We start from the raw sequence: 21443 nt of genomic DNA on the forward strand, positions 1-21443 counted from the left end.
AGTAAAGCCCGCAAAACCTCAGTTTTGCGGGCTTTATGATCACAAGCGGCATATCATTCAGCACCGACTTAATTCCTTCAATTCGCCCACATCATCCATCTGTGCACAGTAAAGGTATCCTCTGATTTTTACGTGAGCACTTGTTTTTATTGCCGTTGTTTAAATAAAAAATTGACTTACAGAAGCTGGCTTAAATGTTAATCTATTTGCGATTTTGTTAATTTATCGAGAAATGGAGTTTTGATGAAACATTTAAAAACCGCAATCAAATGGATTTTGCTCACACTATTCTTGGTGCCAGTGAGTCTTTATCTGATCCTTGTCGCCATCAACATGAAAGATAGCCCAGCTTCAGAGCAGGCCAAAGCCTACCTAGACGAAATTCAAAAGAGTGATAAGGCATTAGCGAATAACCAAGCTCAGAATGCCTATCTCTATGCGCTGGGCTTTGATGTGAATAGTGGTGCCTCACCGATGGATGCCGGGATTTCTCGACTCAAAACCATACAAGAGCTTGGCATTTTGGAGCGTTCTCCAACGCTAAACACAACGCGTATAGATAAACCGCAAACACCATTCAACGAGTGCATTAATCGTGATGACTTTTTGTCCAGTTGTCTCCCTGTACTGACAGAACAAACGCCTTTTGACGAACTCATCGCAACAAACGCCGAATTAATCGCGCGATATAAAACATTAATTCAGTTAAATACTTGGCAAGAAGGCAGCCAGTTTAATGTCTTTTTGTCTTCTCCGTCACTTTCACATCTGCTCACGGCACAAAAACTCTACTTCATCGATTTACTGGCTCACGCTCAAACCATGTCTGCGCAGCAGATTGCCGATGTGATCAATCAAGATATGTTGTTTTGGCAACGCGTAGCAGCCAACACCCATGTGCTGCTAATAAAAACCGTTAGTCAAAACGGCATCACAACAAATATGAAATTTGGCGAATTAGTCTTGAAGCAATTACCACACGCTCAACTCAACAGCGCTATTCCCGTTAGCTGGCAAATGCCTATTCCGTCAGTGGTGATGTCGTTTGATAGCACGAAAGCGGGTGAATGGTATTACTTTACAGGCATGACCAAAGCATTACAGACAATTGATGATGAAGATATCACCACAACAGTGACGAAATGGTTACTGACGCCGTTAATGCAACCTCAAGACACAGCGAATCGCTACGCGGCAATTTTAGATGGTACAACACCTCTGCAAGATTGCCCCGCCCATTTGTCTATCGCTGTCGTCGGCCAGTTTATGTATAACCCGCTAGGTAAATTTGTCCTCTGCTCTAGCATTCCACCATTAGACCGCTATCAACAAGGTTTGAATGAGCTTGAGCCACAAAGAGCCCAACTCATCACTAGACTGCTGTAGGCCTGTGGCTTAGGGTTGTGGTTGCACGCTTTTTTGGGCGTATTCCTGAGGCGTGCAACCAAATAGGGCTTTAAATGCAGCGCTAAAGCTACTGACACTCAAATACCCCAGACTATGGGCCACGCCCGTCGTGCTCTCCCCTTGGGTTAACCGCTCAAGGGAGTTGAGTAATCGATACCTTTGGCGCCATTGTCTATAGGTCTGTCCGGTTTCGGCTTTAAAGAGTCGTTCTATGGTTCTGATACTCGCCCCCGCACCTTGGGCTAATTCGGCCAAGGTATACTCCGCCTGCGGTTTTTTGATCAACAGTTGGATCACTCGGCCAAGACGCGGATCCGAGCCCGCATTCAAATAGGTATTCACACTGTCGAGTGTATCTAGCTCGTCAATGGCACTTAAGCCCAAGCGGAAATACTTTGCGGGTTCCATCGAGGTGTTTTGACATAGCTTCAGCACCATTTCGCGCATTAGCGGCGTCATAGTAACCATCACCACCTGCGTGTCCTGCACTCTAACGCGATAACTGGGATCGATATACAAGTTGCGAAGATGAGCATGGGTTTCACAGTTAATTTGATGTCGGCAACCACTGGGGAGCCACACGGCATGGGTCGATGGCACCACCCAAACCGCATTGTCGCTCTGTACCCGTAAAATCCCTTTTGCCGCCCAAAGTAACTGCCCCCGAGGGTGAGAATGGGGTTCAACGCCCATTTCGGCCTCGAGATTGCGCGCATTACTCAATACGGGACGATTCGGGTCTAACGTGAACGCAAATTGGCTGGGCGCCAACATTGTCGCTTTGGAAATAACATCTGACACATTACCACCTTAAAACGCCATATCAACTGGACTATCTTAGGTCGCAATATCAATGCCCGCAATATTAAGGTGATCCCCTATGGGTAAGTTAAGTATTAAAAAATGGTTGATCTTTAGCGCCATGCTTGTCGCCATTTTGTTGGCTATGTTTCCACTCAAGCAGCACCCCGCCCTTTTTTCCTACAGCGCATCGGTCGTACTCATCACCCTGCTGTTTTGGAGCACGGGTTTTATTCCGCCCTTTATGGCGGGGCTGATCTTTTTTGCCTTGGCCACCATTTTTAAGTTGATCGATCCCAGTGCGTTGTTCTCGGGATTCGGTTCGGCGGCGGTGTGGTTAATTATCTCTGGCTTTGTGATTGGTAGCGCCATTTCAGAGTCGGGATTAAGTCGTCGCCTCGCCGCCCTTATCGCCCCCGCGTTAACCATGAGTTATCCACGCATGATTGCAGGACTGGTCATCAGCGCGATGTTACTGGGATTTGTGATGCCATCCTCCGTTGGGCGCGCGGTTGTGATGCTGCCCATCGGCATGGCCTTGGCCGAACAACTCGGATTTAGCCGCGGCAGCAATGGTAGAATAGGCATAGCCACCGCCCTGGCACTTGCCTGTAATATGCCAAGCCTTGCGGTGCTGCCCGCCAATATTCCCAATATGATTTTGGCTGGTGCGAGTGAAAATCTGTTTAACGTGCATTTTGGCTATGCTGAATATCTGTTTCTGCACTTTCCGATTTTGGGTCTGCTCAAATCGGCCATCATAGTGGCGCTCGTGGTGTATTTGTTTCCGGCCAAGATAGATAAAACCCAGATGGCGGCAGCGACGGATATCGAAGCGTATGATGTGGTCAAGCAAGTTAAGCTCGGGGTGTTACTCATCATCACCCTGTTATTTTGGATAACTGACTCATGGCATGGGATCAATCCAGCATGGGTGGGGCTAACGACCGCCATTATTCTTTTGCTGCCGAAATGGGGCATTATTGAACCAAAGCGATTTAATCAATCGGTTGATTTTTCGACGGTTATCTTTGTTGCCGCCGCACTCGGACTAGGCGTCTTAGTCAATCAATCTGGGCTTGGCAGCGAACTCGGCCAAGTATTCAGTCAATACCTTCCCTTGTCACAAGGCGCCTCCTTCCTCAACTTTATGTCCTTATCACTGATATCGACCTTAACTGGATTAGTGGCAACCGTGCCTGGCGTACCCACGGTATTAACCCCAATGGCTGCCGACTTAGCGAATGCGACAGGGTTTTCTCTCCCTGCGGTATTGATGACCCAAGTGATCGGCTTTTCGACGGTGATTTTCCCCTATCAAGCGCCGCCGCTGATTTTGGCGATGCAACTATCTCAGGAGTCTCTCGCCCATCTGCTGAAAGTCACCTTACCCTTAGCGCTGATCACCTTACTAGTGCTGATGCCGCTGGATTACCTCTGGTGGCAGTTATTGGGCTGGATAAGCTAAGTTTCCCCTCAAGCAGCACTAACAGCTTTTCCTGCGACAAACCTTAAGTTGAAGGCGACGTTAAGTAATTCAAACTTAGGCACCTAATGCCAAAGTTCAACTTAATGTCGCCTATAGATGTACATCAGCCTAAGTGACTGACAACACAACATTTCACCTACTGAGCTGACGATAACTGAGCAGACATATGCGATGGCGCCATTAAGCGGATATCGTCAGCAAGCTGCATCAAGCCTTTATCCATGCTGCTGACTAGAGCGGTATAGCCTTCTTCAGGTAATGCAATCCGATATTGGAACGGCTGTTCAAACCGTACTTGCTGCATTTTATCCATCAGGCGCCACCGTCCCCCGACTACAGCCTCACCCGTATAGCTGCCATAAAATTCAGTCACAGTGAGATCGAGTTGGCCTAAATTAGTCTGCTCATTAGTTAATAAACTCAATCTAGCAGGTAAACTGCATGACTGGCTTAGCAAATTATTTAACCTAAATTGGATTTGCTCGGCTAGAGAGCCTGCCCATAAATGCTGCCTCGCAACGGCTAACTCCTGTGGTGAGGTTTGATAGAGCAAACCATGGGTATTGAGGTAGTCAGCTAAGCTCACCCTATTAATACCTAGTGCGCATGCACCGCCAGACCCCATTGTGCTACTGTTTTGACCAGGATCCGTTGTATGTTGCAGGGCGATAAAATAGGTTTTAGGTGCGGGTTGACTGCTACAGCCCGCCATCAAAAATACAATAAATAACACTAAAATACGCATATTAGTTACCTTTAACTGGGATTGGGTCTGCAGGCAGATCTGCCCCTAAAATAAGTGCGTTAGGCTTTTGATTCAGCTGGCGCGACAAGGGCGCTAATTCTTTCATCAAGGTTTGCAGTTGCTGCAGACTGGTCTGAAGTTCGGCATAAACACTCGATTCAGGCCCATATCCCTTCGCAACCGAACTCACGGCTTGTAAGGTTTGCTGCATTTCTGCGGGCAGTGACAACATTTCCTGCTGTTGCAACACTTGGTCTAAACTGGCACCCACCTTATCCCATTGAGCTAATGCACTGGCGGTGTTTTGTAGCGTGGCATTGATCTCTGTGAAGGTTTTTTCCAACGGTAAATGATTGAGTTTGCTGATAAGTTGTCCAACTTGTTTTTGGATCTCAGCGACACCTGCGCGTTGTGTTGGGAACACCGGATAGCCCATGAAATTGGCAGTTTGATAGGCGTTCGCATCAGCATATAAATCCAGATCGATAAATAATGCCCCAGTGAGTAAATTGCCGGTTTTCAGGCTCGCCCGCAGACCCGAGTGCAATTCACGCTCAATTTCAACCCGTAAATTGTCCAACCCGACCTGTTCGGCATGTTCAAAGACCCGCGCTAACTCGATTTTGACCAATACGGGAATAGTGCCATGGCTAAAGCGGCCAAAGTGAGGCTCGAGCTGCTGCAAAGTGAGCGGAGATTTCACCACTTCACCGATAGTGATACCGCGGAACTCCACGCTCGCGCCGTCGTGTAATCCTCGAATAGACTCATCGAATAACATGACAAACTCCAAGTACTTATCGTATATACTCTGGCTCGCAAGCTCCTGTGAGTCATACAATCTAAATTCGCTGCCATCCTCATCGACTTTTGCCCCAGCAAAACGCCCTTCGGGCAAACTGAAACTCACACCTCCCGTAAGTAAGGTTTCAAGCGAACCCACTTGCAGATTAAGCCCTTTGGCTGAGAGCTGCATATTGATGCCAGAGGTCAACCAAAACTGGCTGTTATCGCGGACAAGCTCATCATAGGGCTTCTTGATAAATAATTGATAAAACGCTTCGCGACGCTCGGTGTTAAATCCTAAGGTTTCCACTCGGCCGACACTAAAACCTTCATACAAAACTGGCTCACCCACACTTAATTTGCCTGCTTGCGGACTTCTCAGGGTGATCCTTATCCCTTCCTCATCGGCCGATGCCACTGGTGGGTTGTCTAATACAGTAAACTCATACTGGGGCGAGTCAGCCTTACCCGGCTCCAATTCAATATACGCCCCTGAGAGCAAGGTATCTAACCCAGATACCCCTTCCATCCCAATCCGCGGTTTCACCACCCAAAAGCGTGTATCCTGCTTCAACATGCGTTTGGCATCATTTGAGATCCGTGCCGTTGCAATAATCGCACTGTAGTCATCGCTCAATTTAATACTTTCGATCACCCCAACGTTCACATTGCGGGATTTTATAAAGGTTTTACCGACCTCAATGCCCTCGGCGGTTTTTAAATGTAGTTGGATCTCGGTGCCTAATTGACTGAAATAGCTATATAACATCCAGCAGCCAATCATGGCGGCGATAATAGGGATCAACCAAACGGCTGAAATCTGCCGAATCTCAGACTCTTTTGCTCGGATATTTTCATTATTTATCATGTTATTACTCATTTAAAATAGCTCATTACTCTCTATGGGCCGCGCTAGATTGTTGCCACAGCACACGAGAATCAAAGGCGATTGCCGACAGCATGGTTAAAATCACCACCATGGCAAAGGACAGTGCCGCAGGACCGGGTTTGATCGCCATAAGTTCATCGAGCTGTACCAGTGCAGTGAGTAAGGCCACCACAAAAATATCAATCATCGACCATCGACCTATGAATTCTGTCACCCGATAAAGCTGTTGATTTTTAATGGCCTTATCCAGCGAACGGGGATTGCCTGCTTGGCGAAATAAATAGGCCAAAGAGACGATTTTCGCGGTTGGGATCACTATGCTGGCAAAGAAAATAATCGATGCCACAGGGTAAGACCCCATGTGCCATAACAGCACCACACCACTGATAATGGTCGACGCCTCGGTTTGCCCCACGCTGGTGGTGTACATAATGGGATAAAAGTTTGCCGGTATATAAAACACGGCCGCCGCGAGCAAAAATGCCCAAGCAGCTTGCATGCTTGTCGCGGGTAAGTACTTGTGTATCGCGCCAGTGCAACGGCAACATTCGGAGCTATCAATGGCATTTAACTGGCTGCAGATAGGACACACTGCATGATTCTGCTGTAGATGCGACTCTCCCGCTCCCACATACGGCGTTGCGAGCCTCGGTGTTAACTTATCCCAGACCCATGAGCTGTCGACGAGACTGACAAACTTCACTAGCAGCAAGGTATAAATGCAAAATGCCCAGAAAGACGGTCCAAAACCGACTTCTGCCAGTGACAGGATTTTCACCATGGCAACTAAAATCCCCACGAGGAACACATCTGCCATCAACCAAGATTCAAAACGAAATACCCACTTGCTGAAAAACTTAAGCCAGCGAAATTCAATCGTTTTGCCTTTTTGCACTAAATAGGCATGCCAATAAATCTGCATTGAAAAACTGATATAAATTAGCGGCAAGATCACCACACACAGCAAAATCACCCCAGCCAACAAACTGTTACTGGCAAAGTGCATACTGACCAATGCCGACCATAAACTCGCCTCTTGGGATAAACCCTGCACACTAAAGGATAAAAAGGGAAACCCTAGACTTAGCCCCAACATGATTAAGGTCGCAACGCCATAAGCCCAAATCGGCTGAAAGGGAGTCGCCAACACGGACTGCAATCCATGCTGACATCTTGGGCAATAGGCGCGATAGCCAGGCTTCGGCTCTGTGTAGGGCGTGACTAACCCACACTCCTCACAGGCCTGTAAAACGCCTTCATGGTGGTGGGCATAAATGCTCTGTGACACGACAACTCCTTACTCTCTAGTCACGGTTAAAGCGGCATTTCAGCAGCTGATAATCCGCATGACGCAAGGATGTGCTTGTCTGCAGGAGTCGCCTCCTAAGAGTAAGCACATCCTTATTTGCATCATTAATCCGTGGCGTTTGCCAGTGTCCAATCGCCGCCCAATGCCTTATAAAGCGACACCACACTCGATGCCGTTTGTAGACGGGCTAACACTTCCGCGTCCTGCATATTGTTTTTCACATTCTGCGCATTTAACACGCTTAAGTGATTTTCTAAACCGGCGCGATATAACGAAGTCGCCTTTTGTACAGCAACCTCAGACTGCGCTTCAGCTTTTGCAATAAAGCGATGATATTGCTGATTATTGCCATAATGCTTGAGCACTGTTTCAACTTCATTGATGGCATTGTTCACAGCCTGCTGATAGCCGAGTACCGCAGTCTTAAACCCTGCTTCTTGAATTTCCACCATGGCTTGAGTGCGGCCACCATCGAAGACATTCCAACTCACGCCCGCACCGAGTGCCCAAGTCAGTGAATCCGAGGAAAACAGATCGTCGATATGATCGGCCGATAATCCTGGGGCACCCGTTAAGAAAAAGCTCGGATACTTAGCCGCAATCGCCGCGCCCAATTCTTGGTTTTTAGCAGCCATTTCGCGCTCGGCAATGGCAATATCTAAACGACGTGTTAATAACTCAGAGGGCACCCCCGTAGGGATGAGCTCCGTCATTGCTGGCAACGCCGCTGCGCTTAATCGCCCTGATGCCTCATTCACGTTTTCTCCGAGCAAAATCGCCAATCGATGTAAATGCGCCTGCTCGGCCGAACTTAACATAGGTAACATGGCCTCGCTGGCAGCAAGCGCCGCCTTAGCATTAGCGACGTCTAGTGGTGAGCCATAGCCATTACGCTCCAATGATTCCACCAACGCCAAGACTTCGGCTTGTTCAGCAATATTTTGTCTTGCAATCGCCATCCGCTCCTGCGTTCCACGGTATTGCAAATAGTTGTCGATCACTTCCGCAGTCATGAGTGTGGCCAGATTGGCGCGGTACAATTGTGCCTGTTCGGCGCGGATTTCCGCCGCCTGAGTTAAGCTCGCTATCCGGCCAAATAAATCCGCTTCCCAAGCAATGGTTGCGCCTACGGTCGTACTGTTGGGATCACGATTCATCAGCTTAAGATTACCGCCACCCAAACCAACGGGTAGATCGATTCCCGTAACGGCACTGCCCATTAGCGGATCGTTTTCACTGATGCGCATGTCGAGGTAACCCGCCCCCACCGAAATAGTGGGCACTTTTAACGATGAGACCGCAGCCTGATAGGCCCGTGCAGCTCGCACACGCTCGCTAGCAATCTGCAGGCTAATATTTTGCTGCTGCGCTTTTACTACCAGAGCATTGAGCTGAGGATCGTTAAACTGACGCCACCAAGCTTGGTAAGCCAATGCCTCTTGGCTCACTCCCACCGCCGAATTTAAATACAGCTCACTGACTTTTACCTTTGGCGGCGCGTAATCCGGAGACATACTGCATCCACCAAGCAAGCTCATTGCCGTTACGGCCATTAATAGATGTTTATTCATGATCAGACCTCTTTGGCGCTGGCAACTACCGATGGTGTGTTGTTCGTTGGTGCATCGCGTAATGCATCCTCCTCACGTTCATCTCGACGATAAAAGAGTCGATACAAGGCCGGCATCACAAATAAAGACAGCACCGACGCTGCGGTCAAGCCACCAATAATGGTCGCCGCCATTTGGTCAAATAGTCTGTCGGTCAACAATGGGATCATCCCCAGCGCGGTGGTCAGTGCTGCCATCGAAATCGCCATGGTACGATTAAGCGTTGCAGCCTTAATGGCTTCGGCAATTCTGCGGCCATTGCGTCGTTCGAGTTCAATCTGATCCATTAGCACAATGCCATTTTTGATGATCATTCCCGACAGACAGATCATGCCGACGATCGCCATAAAGCCGAAAGGTTTATCCAGTAACAGCAAACTCCAAACGATACCAATCGCCGCCAATGGCAAGGTAATCATGATGATCAGCGGTTGACGGAAAGCGTTAAACATCGCCACCAAAATAATCACCATCAACAGGGTTGCCTTAGGGTTTTGCTGCATCAAATCGTCAATCGAGCGCTGCTCATCGTAGTATTCACCGCCCCATTCCATCCGATAGCCTTCTGGCAGCGCAATCGCCTCAATATCGGCTGCAATACTCTGGCGTACGTTCGATGCGGTATCGCCACTCACACCCGCTTGAGCGGTGATCGCAGGTAAACGATTACGGCGCCATACCATGCTTTCTTCACCTTTTATCTCAATACTCTCAACCACTTGCCCCATAGGCACGCTGTGTGTACCTAGTAATGAACGCACGGGAATATTTTCAAAATGTGCCAAAGAAGCATCGGCACTGCGTAGTTTAATTGGGATCAAATCGTCACCGTGTCGCATCGTGCCAACATTGGTGCCTTCGGTGACACGATTGATGGCATTGGCAATATCGGTGCGCGTCACTCCAGCTAAACGGGCGGCATGCATATCCACCTGTGGCGTCATCACTTTGCTCTCTTGCCGCCAGTCATCTCGAACATATTTTAAGTTCGGATGTTGACGCATGATGTCCTTAGCCTGATCGGCTAAGTCATGCAGCACCTTAGGATCCGGACCGATAAAACGTGCTTCAATCGAATATTTATCCTTAGTCGCTAGCTTTAGCTCTCTAAATCGAGGTTCTGCATAGGGAAACTCCTTGGCTAACCAAGTATCACCACGCTGCACTAAGGTATCGATATCTTCAAAACGACGCATATTGACTAGGATCTGACCATAGCTCGCATCCAAAGGCTCAGGCTCGACAGTGACCGAGAAACGCGGCGCACTCTCGCCCACATAACTAGAGATATTTTCCACCTCAGGTTGCGCCAATAACCAATGCTCAACCTTACGCATATCCGTCGAGGTTTGTTCGATGCGCCCGCCATTAGGCAGCCAATAATCGAGAAACACGATGGCACGGTCGGACGACGGCATAAAGCTCACTTTCAATAACGGCGCGACCAGTAAAGTGCCCAGCAGTAAAGGCACGGTGAAGAGAATGGTCTTCTTTGGGTTTTCCACGACCCACTCCACCGCTTGCTGATACATCAGCACATAACGAGAAGATGGTTTCGCATTTTCAGCCTCGACATTGCTGGTTTTCCCTAAGAAGTACCAACACATAAGCGGTGTGACCACCATGGCAATAATCCATGAGAGCAGTAACGAGCTACACAACACCTGCACAATCGAGAGTGAAAACTCCGCCGAGTCTGTTTGTGATAACAGCACAGGCGCCGTACCCATAGCGGCAATCACAGTCGCACCTAGGAGTGGCATGGCCATTTCTTTGATACTGTCGCGCACTGCCTGCGTGCGCTCAATCCCCTGCTTAATCTTGGCTTGGAACAGGTCAACGATCACAATGGCATTGTCCACCAGCATCCCAAGTGCTAACACGAAGGAGCCGAGAGAAACCCGCTGCAAATCTACACTGGTAAGTTTCATATAAATCAAGGTGAATAAAATAGTGAGTAGTAAACTCACTCCCACTATCGCGGCGCTGCGCCATCCCATAAAAATCAGCAGCACGACAACCACAATCACCACGCTTTCAATCAAGTTAACGATAAAGTTGTTAACTGACTTTTGAACTTCTTCCGGTTGATAAGCAATCACCCCAATACCAGCACCATCTGGCAACTTGGTTTGATAATCAGCAAGCACAGCCTTTAAGGTATCGCCGATGCTGACCACGTTGATGCCATTCACAGGACTGACGGCCAGAGTAATGGCCTGCTGGCCGTTATAACGGCTGAGTGTGGTGGCAGGATCTTGGTATGCCATAGTCACATCGGCAATATCCCCTAAACGGATCACCGCCGATTGCAGCCCATTTAAGCCAGTTTGAATACTAAGATTGCGAATATCCTCAATGCTCTTAAAGGTATCGCCCTGCTCTACACGTAGGTTTTCAATGCCAAGGTCAAAATCCCCTGCCACGATCGGCATATTTTGGCTATGCAATTGCTCAATCAATTGCAGCATGGTGAGGTTAGCTTCTGCCAGACGTTCCTCTGAGATGCGGATATTCACCACCTGCTCATTAACGCCGTGCAGCTGAACTTTTTTCACCCCATCGACAGCTTTAATTCGGCGCTGTAGCTCCCGCGCATGGTCCTTTAGCTCCGCCATTTCCATATTGTCGCCATAGACAGCAAACACCATGCCGTAGACTTCAGAGAATTCATCTTGAACTATGCTGATCTGCGCCTGTACTGGCAGCTCTAATTTGACGTCTTCAACTTTACGACGCATCAAATCCCACTGCTGTGGTAATGCCTCTGAGTTCACTTTTTCCTTCAGATCGACAAAGATCATTGAACTGCCTGGACGGGATAATGAACGTAACTTCCAAAGGGACTCCATCTCTTCAAGCTTAGTTTCAATTTTATCTGTGACTAACTCCTCGACTTCCTTTGCATTCGCGCCAGGATAGAGAGTCACAATCACTGCGCTTTTTACGGTAAAAGAGGGATCTTCTAGCTTGCCTAAATCAAAGTAGGAATAAATACCCGCGATAATCGACAGCACAGTGAAGAAAATAACAAAGGTTTTTTGCCTTAGCGCAAAGGTTGAGAGACTCATGATTTAACCGACGCCCCATTCAAGATGGTGACGGTTTGGCCTTCCTCGACAAAAGCGCCGCCCGCAATCACGATGTGCTCTCCGGATGTTAAACCGCCTGTTACGCATAAGGAGTCGTCGGTTTGACTGACCGATTCGACGGGGGTGGCACTCACACGCTCGGCAATGACACGATTGACATAAAGCTGGGTATCGCGACTCGCAACCGCCATAGCGGGAATACAATAAATAGGCTTATCACTGGCATAAGGTAAAGCGACGTCCACACTCACCGCCTTGCCCGCGACTAACTGTTGTGGAACATGCGCTAGATTGAAGGTCACCTCATAGGTGCGCTTTAGGCGATCGGGCACTGACGCGATTTTGGCAACCACAGCGGGTACGGCTTCAGAGGCCTTAAACCAAGTCACACGGCCTTCAGTGCCAAGCTTAAGATTCCAGATCTGGCTCTCGGGAACATCTACTACCGCATTGAGCAATTCAGGGCGATGAATGGTAAGGATTTTTGTGCCAACATTGACTTGTTCATGTTGTTCGACAAAGGTTTTACCCACCACGCCGTCATAGGGTGCGGTCAGCTCAGTGTAACGCAGGGCATCCTGTGCTTTTTTCAGCGACTGGCTGACTAATTCGACTCCAGCTTTAGCGCGCGCCTCGGCGGCTACGGCACGGTCTAACTTCACACTCGCAATTGCGCGATCATTAATCGCACTTTTAACCCTTTGTAGTTCAATTTTAGCCAATTGGTGGGCGGTTTTCGCCTCATCCAACTTAGCCGTTAGCTCAAGAATACTGACTTGAAAATCATGGGGATCAAGCCTTGCAATCACTTGTCCCTTGGTAACCTCTACTCCTTCTTCGGCCAACAATTCTGCGAGTACGCCTTGGACTCGGAAGGATAAATCCGCACGATTTTCCGACTCCAACACGCCGCTAAACTTGTAACCTTTATCCGTGACTGGCGATGGCAATTCCATCACTTGCACTAACGGACGCTTTGAGGTTGTGAGGGGTTGGTCTTCGCTGCTGCCACAGCCTGCGAGCACTAATGCAATGCCTGCACAACACAAACCCGTTCCGATTTTGATTGGTTTTACTCTGTTCACCACAATTTCCTGTAACTACGACTAAGGCGGCACAGAGTAAAGGAGGTGAATTTATTGGACAATAATCAAAATAGATACATCAATGTCACGAATTTTGTGACAATGTGACGCTCGGCGTCTTACTCGCCTCTTGAATTAAGCTATCGATCAACAGTCGAGCCGCATGGGTCATGCCTTTGCGACTTGGATAGACTAACCAAGCATCGTCAACGTAAACCTCATATTCAGGTAAAACTTCAACCAAATTACCCAATTGCAAGTGCTCAACCACACTTAATTCGGATAATAAACTGATCCCTGCTCCATTTAAAATGGCATGGCGTATGTAATGGCCACTGTTAGATATAAGCCGACTCTTTACTCGATATTCGCCTAAATTAAACTTCCAACGGTCTTCTAGCTCGCCATTTTGCATACGATAGATCATCAGCGCGTGCTGGTTTAGATCCTCCAATGACGTTGGCATACCATGGACCGAAATATAGTCAGGACTTGCATATAACTTGCGAGACACACGCATCAAAGGCCGAGCGATAAATGAATTATCTTTGATATTCCCTATATGAATACAGGCATCTAAACCATAATTTAAAATATCATGATATCCCAGATTGCTGACATGGGTTTCGATGGTAATTAAGGGATAATTTTTTAAGAAGTCCTGTAATAGATTATGTGTTGCTACATCGGCTTCGGCTACTAATCCCAACTTAACGGTTCCCGTGGGCATATTGCGTTGGTTTTTGACTGACTCATTGAGGGATTCAAGCCTTGGAATAATCTCCATTAACTGCTGGTGATAGTTTTCGCCTGTCGGTGTTAACGATAATTGGCGTGTAGTACGTGTAAACAGCTTAGTTCCAAGATCCGTCTCTAACTCACCGATACGTCGACTGACCGAAGCCCGTGGGATCCCAATAGAACTGGCCGCGGCAGCAAAACTGCCTAACTCTACGACCAATAAAAAAAGCCTTAGATCATTAATTCTCACATTCACCTCTTTTTATCTACCTACCATCAGCGAAGCTCTAGTGACGAACCGCTAGCCTAGGATCTTATCGCTGTAATGTTACTCACTATACATGATAGCAAATTGATTTATCGACCTTTTACATCTTGCTAGATCAAGATGGGACATTAACCATAAAACTGCCCTTTTTAAAAGCCGTCAATTGATAGGGCATCATTTAAGAATGATTAAGTATGAATATTACATTGGACACAATATCAACACTTAAAATACAATTTATCTTTATTCGTGACATAACATTTCAAATTATTCTATGAATACGATGATTTTAAAACTGAGCATTTTTAAATTAATAAATTTGACCATTTTTGTGGAGTTAAAATGTTAAATTGTGTTTTAATTTTATTTTAAGGTGGAATTTTAAACACTTAATAGCACTTCTTAAATTTACATCATTGATACCTGTTTGACGAAAGTCACATTATTTGAAATAACTTAAGCTTTAATGTCTAATCAGAAAATGGACATTGTAAAGACAATGTTTCGTTACATTGAGATACAACCACGCCATAGCGCATACCGTGCCGCCATTCTTTATTTCCCCTCACACTTAATTAGCCTCCTCGCTTTTACAAACACAACATCCAGGCAGCATACGAATAACAATTAAGCTGTTGATATTAAAGTTGTTAATGATAATTTTCCGACTATGGAGGGCAGTTGCAAATAAATATAAGCCGTGATGAAACCCTTCCTGATCGTCATGGCATTGTTAAGGGAATGAAAATATGACTACGCAAACAACCGTGGCGCGTGCGGTTCGTTTTAGTTTACTCGCTTTGGTCTCCGCCTCGGTGACACCGCAAGTATTTGCCGCCGATGAAGCGGCCGTTATCGATGATAAAGTGGAGCGTATTGAGGTCACGGGTTCACGCATTAAACGTACCGATCTTGAAAATGCCTCCCCTATCGTGGTGGTGAGCGCCGCAGATATCGAAAAAGGTGGCTTTAACTCAGTGCAAGACGTGTTAGGCAACCTGTCGCAAAACTCCGGTGGGTCGATGACCCAGCAGGAAGTGCACGGCTTTACCCCTGCGGCATCGGCCGTCAACCTACGTGGCGTGGGCGCTGGACGTGTACTGACGCTGATCAACGGTAAACGTGTGCCTAAATATCCCTTTGGCGCTGGCGGCACTGATAGCTTTGTCGATACCGCCAACATTCCGTTAGGGGCGATTGAGCGTATTGAAATTTTAACCACGGGCGCCTCGGCCATTTACGGCTCCGATGCGATGGGCGGTGTAATCAACATCATCTTGAAAAAAGACGTTGAACAAAGCACCTTCAAATACCGTCACTCAGATACCTTCGATGGCGGCCTGCAGAACAACCAGTTCTCCTTTATGACGGGCGTCAGCAGCGATAAAGCAAACCTGACTTTCTTCGCCGAATATGAAGATCGCCAAGCGTTAAAAGCCTCAGATCGCCCTGAATGGGGCACAGATATTATCACGGGTAACTATTATGCTGGTTACAGCTCCTATGGCGCCAACCTTGTGGATAGCAATGGCAAATTACTCAAGAGCTTAAGCGCCGCCGAATGTGATGCGCGCGGCTATGTGATGATGTCCAATGGCAAATGTGGTTTCGATCGCTCCGCACAGCGCGACTTTTCGCCTGAGCAAAAGCGTTACTCCACCATGATTAACCTCACCAAAGACTTAAACGACAATCATCAGCTGTATTCGCGCCTCGATTACACCCATGCCTCGACCTACACAGAAATTGAATCGGCCACTGTGGGTGACGATTTCATGTTTAACGTGTCGGGCGATAACGTCACTATCATCGATGAGCTCAATGGCTTATCCCAAGTGTTCGATAAAAATACCGCCTTCGGCGGAGATTTTGCCGGTGCGGCCGATGGGGACTATTACTACACTCGCCGTATGTCTGAGTTAGGTCCACGCACCTCTGATTTTGAGACCAATAACTTCTCCTTCTTATTAGGTAGCAAAGGTTACCTCACTGATACTATCGAGTACGACACCTCGTGGTCGATTGCACGCCAAACGGTAGATTCCACCACCGCAGGCTCACCCACCTACCAAAGCATGTGGAATTACCTCACCGCGGGCACAAACGGCAATTCGCTACTTGATGTAATTTCGCCGGACGATGCCGCAATGCTGGATTTCCAAGGTGGCAAGAAGGGGCAATCTACCCTGTCGAGCTTCAACGCGGGGATCAGTGGCGATGCCTTTGAATTACCAGCAGGAACAGTGGCTTATGCCGTGGGCGTCGAATACGGTAAAGAATGGTTCTACGATAAGTCCGATAGCTTCACCAGCAATGGTGGCGTGATTGGTAAAGGCGGCAGCAGCGCCCAAGGTGAACGTGAGCAATACGCAGGTTATGCCGAAGTCGCCGTGCCTGTGATTGAAAACCTCACCGTCACCCTTGCGGGCCGTTACGACTACTATGACGATTTATCCGATGTCGGCGGTCAATTCAGTCCACAAGTCGCAGTCGAGTATCGTCCGATTGATAATCTGTTGTTACGCGGTCTGTATGCCGAAACCTTCCGAGCGCCAGACATGCAGCGCTTATTTGGTGAGCCAACGGCAGCCTATAGTACAGTGATCGACACTCCAACCTGTGAGGCCGCAGGTGGTACAGGCCCAGCCTGTGAGAAGATTGACTCACTGCCAATTACTATCGGTGCAAACCCAGAGCTTGAAGCGGAAACCGGTAAAAACTATAACCTCGGCATGGTGTGGGATTATAACGATCTCAATTTAACCTTGGACTACTGGATTGTTGAAATCGATAACCTAGTCAATAGCCCAAGCGCCCAGTATATCTTGGATCACTCTGACGCCTTCGCCGATAAGATTTTCCGCGATGCAAGCGGCAAGTTAATTCAAGTGAATACTCAAGCCATCAACATGTCATCCCAAGAAACTTCAGGTATCGACTTCTCGGTGGGCTATCGCTATGAGACTTCAGGCTACGGCGATGTTACCGCCCGCTTAGAAGGCACCTATTTGCTGAAGTGGGAGGAGCAATTAACCCCAGATTCTGATCCATTAGATCTGATCGATGGTGACGGCTCTGCCCCGCAAATCCGCGGTAACTTAAATCTGGGTTGGAACTACGATGACTTCGCTACCAACCTGCTAATCAAGTACACCGACAGCATGAATGGTCAGCGTAAAGAGGCATTCATTAACAATGGCTTGGCGGATAAATATGCCGTCACTATCGACAGCCATGTCGAAGTGAATTGGGCCGCCAGCTATATGTTAACCGATGCGATTAAGTTCTCCGGCGGTATTAATAATATCTTCGATGCAGGCCCTGAGATTGATGAAACCCAAAACTCTTGGCCGCATTACCCACGTTCTTACTACAACGTTGTTGGACGTGAATATTATTTAGCGGTAGAGATGAACTTCTAATCAACCTCATGTTTTGATTAGCATTGCTTCCTAAAACACAAAGCCGAGCAACTGCTCGGCTTTTATCTATTGGCTTCACACTCAGTTACGCGTAGGTATCAATCGATTCGCCTTGACTCGCCTCACGGGCGCGCTCTTTGGCGGACTCACTCACTCACCTCTTCCACCTTGGCTGGTGCAGGTTGAGCGGGTAACGCAGTGGGTGAAGACGAACGGTTGACAGCATAGCTATGCGCTAACATTGGGCTGCTTGCACTGATATTCATAGCGATCCCCTTGTCGATTTAGGCTCAATGCTCAGGTTCAATACTTAGGCTAGAAGCCAATACTTAAGTGACGCTTAAGCACTTGCGCTGAAAAATCCTTTGCCATTGGCTGCATCGCCTGCAATTGATGACACACAATACGATAACCCCCTTGTGGCATCTAACGCACAATGCCACAATGCGAGCAAAATCAATGCGTGCCAACGGCGCCCCTCGATAGGAGCATCATCTTGACCCTTTTTGGTATTAAAAATTGCGATACAGTGCGTAAAGCACGTAAATGGATTGAAACCCATCAACTTTCGGTCAACTTCCATGACTTTAGGGAAGATGGATTAGCAGAAAAGGATCTTCAGCATTGGTGTCAAATTGCAGGATGGGAAACCGTCTTTAACAAACGCAGTACCAGTTTTCGCGCCTTGAGTGATGCAGATAAGGCCAATATCGACCAAGCCAAAGCCACTCAACTGATGCTCACTCACCCGACGCTGATCAAGCGCCCTGTGCTGGTTGTGGGTGAACAAGTGCTGGTGGGCTTTAACGAAGCCGAATATAAGAAGGTCTTTTCCCTATGACGCGCGCTTCGAACACCCACCCAGTTACCGAACTGACCAAAGAGTTAATTGCCCGTCCTTCGGTCACCCCGCTGGATGAAGGCTGCCAAACCCTGATGGCCGAACGCCTCGCCGCTATTGGCTTTAATATTGAGCCCATGGTCTTTGAAGACACCACCAATATGTGGGCGCGTCGCGGTAATGAAGGCCCAGTATTTTGTTTTGCCGGCCATACCGATGTAGTGCCCGCGGGCGATTTAAGCCGCTGGCATACCCCACCTTTTGAGCCAACGATTATCGACGGTTACCTCTATGGCCGCGGCGCAGCCGACATGAAAGGCTCACTGGCGGCGATGATCGTCGCGACTGAGCGTTTTGTGGCTAAGCACCCAAATCATCCCGGCTCGATTGCGTTTTTGATCACCAGTGATGAAGAAGGCCCCTTTATCAATGGCACCACACGGGTTATCGATACCCTAGAAGCCCGTAATGAAAAAATCACTTGGGCACTGGTGGGCGAACCCTCATCGACCCTAAAACTCGGTGATGTGGTCAAAAATGGGCGCCGTGGCAGCCTAACCGCTAACTTAACCGTTAAGGGCATTCAGGGCCATGTGGCCTATCCGCACCTTGCGGATAACCCAATCCACAAAGCCGCACCGTTTTTAGCCGAGTTAAGCCAAACCCATTGGGATAATGGCAACGAATTCTTCCCGCCCACCAGCATGCAAATCGCCAATATTAACGGAGGCACGGGCGCATCGAACGTGATCCCAGGCACCCTAGAGGTGATGTTTAACTTCCGTTATTCGACCGAAGTGACCGCCGAGATATTAATCGAACGCGTGGAGGCCCTATTAACCGCCCACGAACTGGATTATGACATCAGCTGGACCTTCAACGGTCTGCCATTTTTAACCGGCGAAGGCCCACTGTTAGACGCGACTCGCTATGCGATCCGTCAGATCACTGGCTATGATACCGATCCGCAAACCACGGGCGGCACCTCTGATGGACGCTTTATTGCGCCAACGGGTGCCAAAGTGTTGGAACTCGGTCCAGTGAACGCCACTATCCATAAAGTGAACGAGTGCGTGAAGATCGACGATCTCGAGCAGTTAGCCCTGTGCTACGAAGTGATTTTGGAACAATTACTGTGTTAAACGCTACGCCACGCTTAACCAACACCGCCCAGCTTTATGGGATAGAGAGTGGAATAGAGAGCGGAATAGCGAGTGGTGTCTCAAGCGGTTTAGACACGGGCTTACATACCGACTTATCCGCTGCTGTAACACAAGAGTCAACGGATAACCTGAAGCTAGTCGAACTGCTCAGTCCCTATCACCCGAGCGAAACACGCTTCATGCTGGAGGCTCAAACTGCCCTCGCCTTTAAGGCGATGGCGGACAGCGCCGCCAAAGATGGGATAGCCCTCGCGATTTGCTCGGCCTATCGGCCTTTTGACAGGCAACTCGCCATTTGGAACGCCAAGGCCAGCGGTAAGCGTGCAGTGCTGGATATCAACGAACAGCCCGTGGATATCAGTCCACTGAGCGATGATGCATTAGTCGATTTGATTTTGCTTTGGTCGGCACTGCCCGGCGCGTCACGTCATCACTGGGGCACGGATATCGATGTGTTTGATGCCAAGCAAATCGAGGTAAAATCCCTGCGGTTAGTGGAAGCGGAATACACTGATGGCGGCCCCTGCGCCCACTTGCACCAGTGGCTACTCCAGCACGCCAAGGATTTTGGGTTTTATTTTCCTTTTCAGCGCGGTAAAAGCGCCGTCAGCGCCGAGCCTTGGCATATCAGCTATTTCCCCGTGTCTCAAAACTTGTTACCCCAATTTGAGGTGCAGGCCTTAGCGCAGGTTATCCAGCACAGCGATATGTTGCTTAAAGACGCGGTGCTCGCCCGCTTACCTGTACTTGTGGCGGAATATGTACATCGAGTTGCAAAGCCTTAAGGTGTCGCCATTCGCACAACTTGATGGCGCCTTACACTCGGCGCTTATCTTTATAAGTAGGTTTTATGGATTTTTCTTCACACAGAAAACAACTCAACATCGCCGGTAGCCAACTCAGTTACCTCGATATAGGTTCAGGCCCAGCGCTGTTATTTGGTCACAGTTACCTCTGGGATAGCGCCATGTGGGCGCCGCAAATTGCCAGCTTAAGTCAACAGTATCGCTGCATCGTACCTGAGCTCTGGGGACACGGCCAATCGGGCGCAGTCCCAGAAAGCTGCAACAGCCTCTTAGACATCAGCGAGCATATGCTGATTCTGATGGATAGCCTCAATATCGAGCAATTTGCGGTTATCGGTTTATCCGTGGGTGCCATGTGGGGCGCCGAGCTCGTGCTTAAAGCCCCCGCGCGCGTCAATGCTCTGGTGATGCTCGACAGTTTTATTGGGTTTGAGCCCGAGATCACCCGCGCTAAATATTATGGCATGCTGGACATGATCCAAGCCGCTGGCAGCATACCAGCGCCGCTTATCAGCGCCATTTCGCCACTGTTTTTCGCCGATAATGCCAAACAAAATAACCCCGAATTAGTGCAGCGTTTTGAAGCCTACTTGGCCGCGCAAACACCAGAGACTATCCCGAGCATAGTTAAGCTTGGCCGAATGATTTTTGGCCGCCGCGATACCATGGAATCTGCCGAGCAATTGACTCTGCCCTGTTTAGTCATGGTCGGGGTTGAAGACAAGGCCCGCAGCGTGCTAGAGAGTTACCTGATGAGCGATGCCATCGACGGCAGTCAATTAGTGCATATTCCTAACGCTGGGCATATTTCCAGCCTAGAGCAAGCCGAGTTTGTCACTGAGCATTTAACTCAGTTTTTAGCGAAGGTATTGTAACGGCGCACCTATCATCAAGGTGCCACCCAACCGTGGCACATTGGATAGACCAGCAAGCGTAAATTTACTGGTATACTCTTGCTACAAATGTGCTGCTTGCATCACTTAGGGCAA

The 21443-nt window shown here is 48.5% G+C and carries 15 protein-coding genes; 7 read left to right on the top strand and 8 right to left on the bottom strand.

Going from position 1 to position 21443, the window contains the following annotated elements:
- The first annotated feature begins 243 nt into the window (after positions 1-243).
- Entirely contained in the window at positions 244-1386 is a 1143-nt protein-coding gene (locus tag CF168_RS11090) for a hypothetical protein (RefSeq protein WP_089067874.1), read from the top strand.
- A 9-nt stretch (positions 1387-1395) separates the two neighbouring features.
- On the opposite strand, the gene CF168_RS11095 is transcribed toward CF168_RS11090, so the two are convergent.
- Positions 1396-2208, bottom strand: a complete 813-nt coding sequence (locus CF168_RS11095) for an AraC family transcriptional regulator (protein ID WP_089067875.1) — start codon at positions 2206-2208, stop codon at positions 1396-1398.
- A 79-nt stretch (positions 2209-2287) separates the two neighbouring features.
- Here CF168_RS11095 and CF168_RS11100 point away from each other — a divergent pair, with 79 nt between their 5' ends.
- Complete coding sequence (locus CF168_RS11100) at positions 2288-3676, top strand: SLC13 family permease (protein WP_089067876.1); 1389 nt, start codon at positions 2288-2290, stop codon at positions 3674-3676.
- A 157-nt stretch (positions 3677-3833) separates the two neighbouring features.
- Here the strand turns inward: CF168_RS11100 and CF168_RS11105 are convergent, their stop codons facing one another.
- The 7 genes from CF168_RS11105 to CF168_RS11135 all read right to left on the bottom strand — a co-directional run bounded on the left by CF168_RS11105 (position 3834) and on the right by CF168_RS11135 (position 14204).
- On the bottom strand, positions 3834-4442 hold the full coding sequence (locus CF168_RS11105) for a PqiC family protein (protein ID WP_089067877.1): 609 nt from the start codon (positions 4440-4442) through the stop codon (positions 3834-3836).
- Between the two features lies 1 nt (position 4443).
- Positions 4444-6096, bottom strand: a complete 1653-nt coding sequence (gene pqiB / locus CF168_RS11110) for an intermembrane transport protein PqiB (protein WP_240520019.1) — start codon at positions 6094-6096, stop codon at positions 4444-4446.
- A 25-nt stretch (positions 6097-6121) separates the two neighbouring features.
- Positions 6122-7405 carry a paraquat-inducible protein A gene (locus tag CF168_RS11115; protein WP_089067879.1) on the bottom strand — a complete coding sequence of 428 codons (1284 nt, stop codon included), beginning with the start codon at positions 7403-7405 and terminating at the stop codon, positions 6122-6124.
- A 125-nt stretch (positions 7406-7530) separates the two neighbouring features.
- The gene (locus CF168_RS11120) at positions 7531-8997 is read right to left on the bottom strand and encodes an efflux transporter outer membrane subunit (protein WP_089067880.1); all 1467 of its coding nucleotides are present in this window, start codon (positions 8995-8997) and stop codon (positions 7531-7533) included.
- 2 nt (positions 8998-8999) lie between these two features.
- The gene (locus CF168_RS11125; protein ID WP_089067881.1) at positions 9000-12107 is read right to left on the bottom strand and encodes an efflux RND transporter permease subunit; all 3108 of its coding nucleotides are present in this window, start codon (positions 12105-12107) and stop codon (positions 9000-9002) included.
- On the bottom strand, positions 12104-13213 hold the full coding sequence (locus CF168_RS11130; RefSeq protein ID WP_240520020.1) for an efflux RND transporter periplasmic adaptor subunit: 1110 nt from the start codon (positions 13211-13213) through the stop codon (positions 12104-12106). The genes CF168_RS11125 and CF168_RS11130 overlap by 4 nt, the downstream gene beginning before the upstream one ends.
- A gap of 85 nt (positions 13214-13298) precedes the next feature.
- Complete coding sequence (locus CF168_RS11135) at positions 13299-14204, bottom strand: LysR family transcriptional regulator (protein ID WP_089067883.1); 906 nt, start codon at positions 14202-14204, stop codon at positions 13299-13301.
- Between the two features lie 767 nt (positions 14205-14971).
- Here CF168_RS11135 and CF168_RS11140 point away from each other — a divergent pair.
- The 5 genes from CF168_RS11140 to CF168_RS11160 all read left to right on the top strand — a co-directional run bounded on the left by CF168_RS11140 (position 14972) and on the right by CF168_RS11160 (position 21329).
- Entirely contained in the window at positions 14972-17644 is a 2673-nt protein-coding gene (locus tag CF168_RS11140) for a TonB-dependent receptor plug domain-containing protein (protein WP_089067884.1), read from the top strand.
- Between the two features lie 436 nt (positions 17645-18080).
- On the top strand, positions 18081-18485 hold the full coding sequence (locus CF168_RS11145; RefSeq protein WP_157705950.1) for an ArsC family reductase: 405 nt from the start codon (positions 18081-18083) through the stop codon (positions 18483-18485).
- Positions 18482-19627 (top strand): succinyl-diaminopimelate desuccinylase, encoded by a 1146-nt coding sequence (dapE, locus tag CF168_RS11150; protein ID WP_089067886.1) that lies wholly within the window; start codon positions 18482-18484, stop codon positions 19625-19627. Before CF168_RS11145 ends, dapE begins: the two co-directional genes overlap by 4 nt.
- A complete protein-coding gene (locus tag CF168_RS11155) occupies positions 19621-20433 on the top strand; it encodes a M15 family metallopeptidase (protein WP_167373617.1) in 813 nt (270 codons plus the stop codon). Before dapE ends, CF168_RS11155 begins: the two co-directional genes overlap by 7 nt.
- Before the next feature lie 65 nt (positions 20434-20498).
- Complete coding sequence (locus CF168_RS11160; protein ID WP_089067887.1) at positions 20499-21329, top strand: alpha/beta fold hydrolase; 831 nt, start codon at positions 20499-20501, stop codon at positions 21327-21329.
- The last annotated feature ends 114 nt before the right edge of the window (positions 21330-21443 follow it).

It is taken from the genome of Shewanella bicestrii (assembly GCF_002216875.1).
GTDB classification, from domain to species: domain Bacteria; phylum Pseudomonadota; class Gammaproteobacteria; order Enterobacterales; family Shewanellaceae; genus Shewanella; species Shewanella seohaensis.

Bases quoted from the DNA above. Each gene is read 5' to 3' on its own strand.
- CF168_RS11090 (WP_089067874.1), top strand. From the start codon at position 244: ATGAAACATTTAAAAACCGCAATCAAATGGATTTTGCTCACACTATTC.
- dapE (WP_089067886.1), top strand. From the start codon at position 18,482: ATGACGCGCGCTTCGAACACCCACCCAGTTACCGAACTGACCAAAGAG.
- CF168_RS11125 (WP_089067881.1), bottom strand. From the start codon at position 12,107: ATGAGTCTCTCAACCTTTGCGCTAAGGCAAAAAACCTTTGTTATTTTC.
- CF168_RS11105 (WP_089067877.1), bottom strand. From the start codon at position 4,442: ATGCGTATTTTAGTGTTATTTATTGTATTTTTGATGGCGGGCTGTAGC.
- CF168_RS11145 (WP_157705950.1), top strand. From the start codon at position 18,081: ATGCCACAATGCGAGCAAAATCAATGCGTGCCAACGGCGCCCCTCGAT.
- CF168_RS11120 (WP_089067880.1), bottom strand. From the start codon at position 8,997: ATGAATAAACATCTATTAATGGCCGTAACGGCAATGAGCTTGCTTGGT.
- pqiB (WP_240520019.1), bottom strand. From the start codon at position 6,096: ATGATAAATAATGAAAATATCCGAGCAAAAGAGTCTGAGATTCGGCAG.
- CF168_RS11100 (WP_089067876.1), top strand. From the start codon at position 2,288: ATGGGTAAGTTAAGTATTAAAAAATGGTTGATCTTTAGCGCCATGCTT.
- CF168_RS11140 (WP_089067884.1), top strand. From the start codon at position 14,972: ATGACTACGCAAACAACCGTGGCGCGTGCGGTTCGTTTTAGTTTACTC.
- CF168_RS11160 (WP_089067887.1), top strand. From the start codon at position 20,499: ATGGATTTTTCTTCACACAGAAAACAACTCAACATCGCCGGTAGCCAA.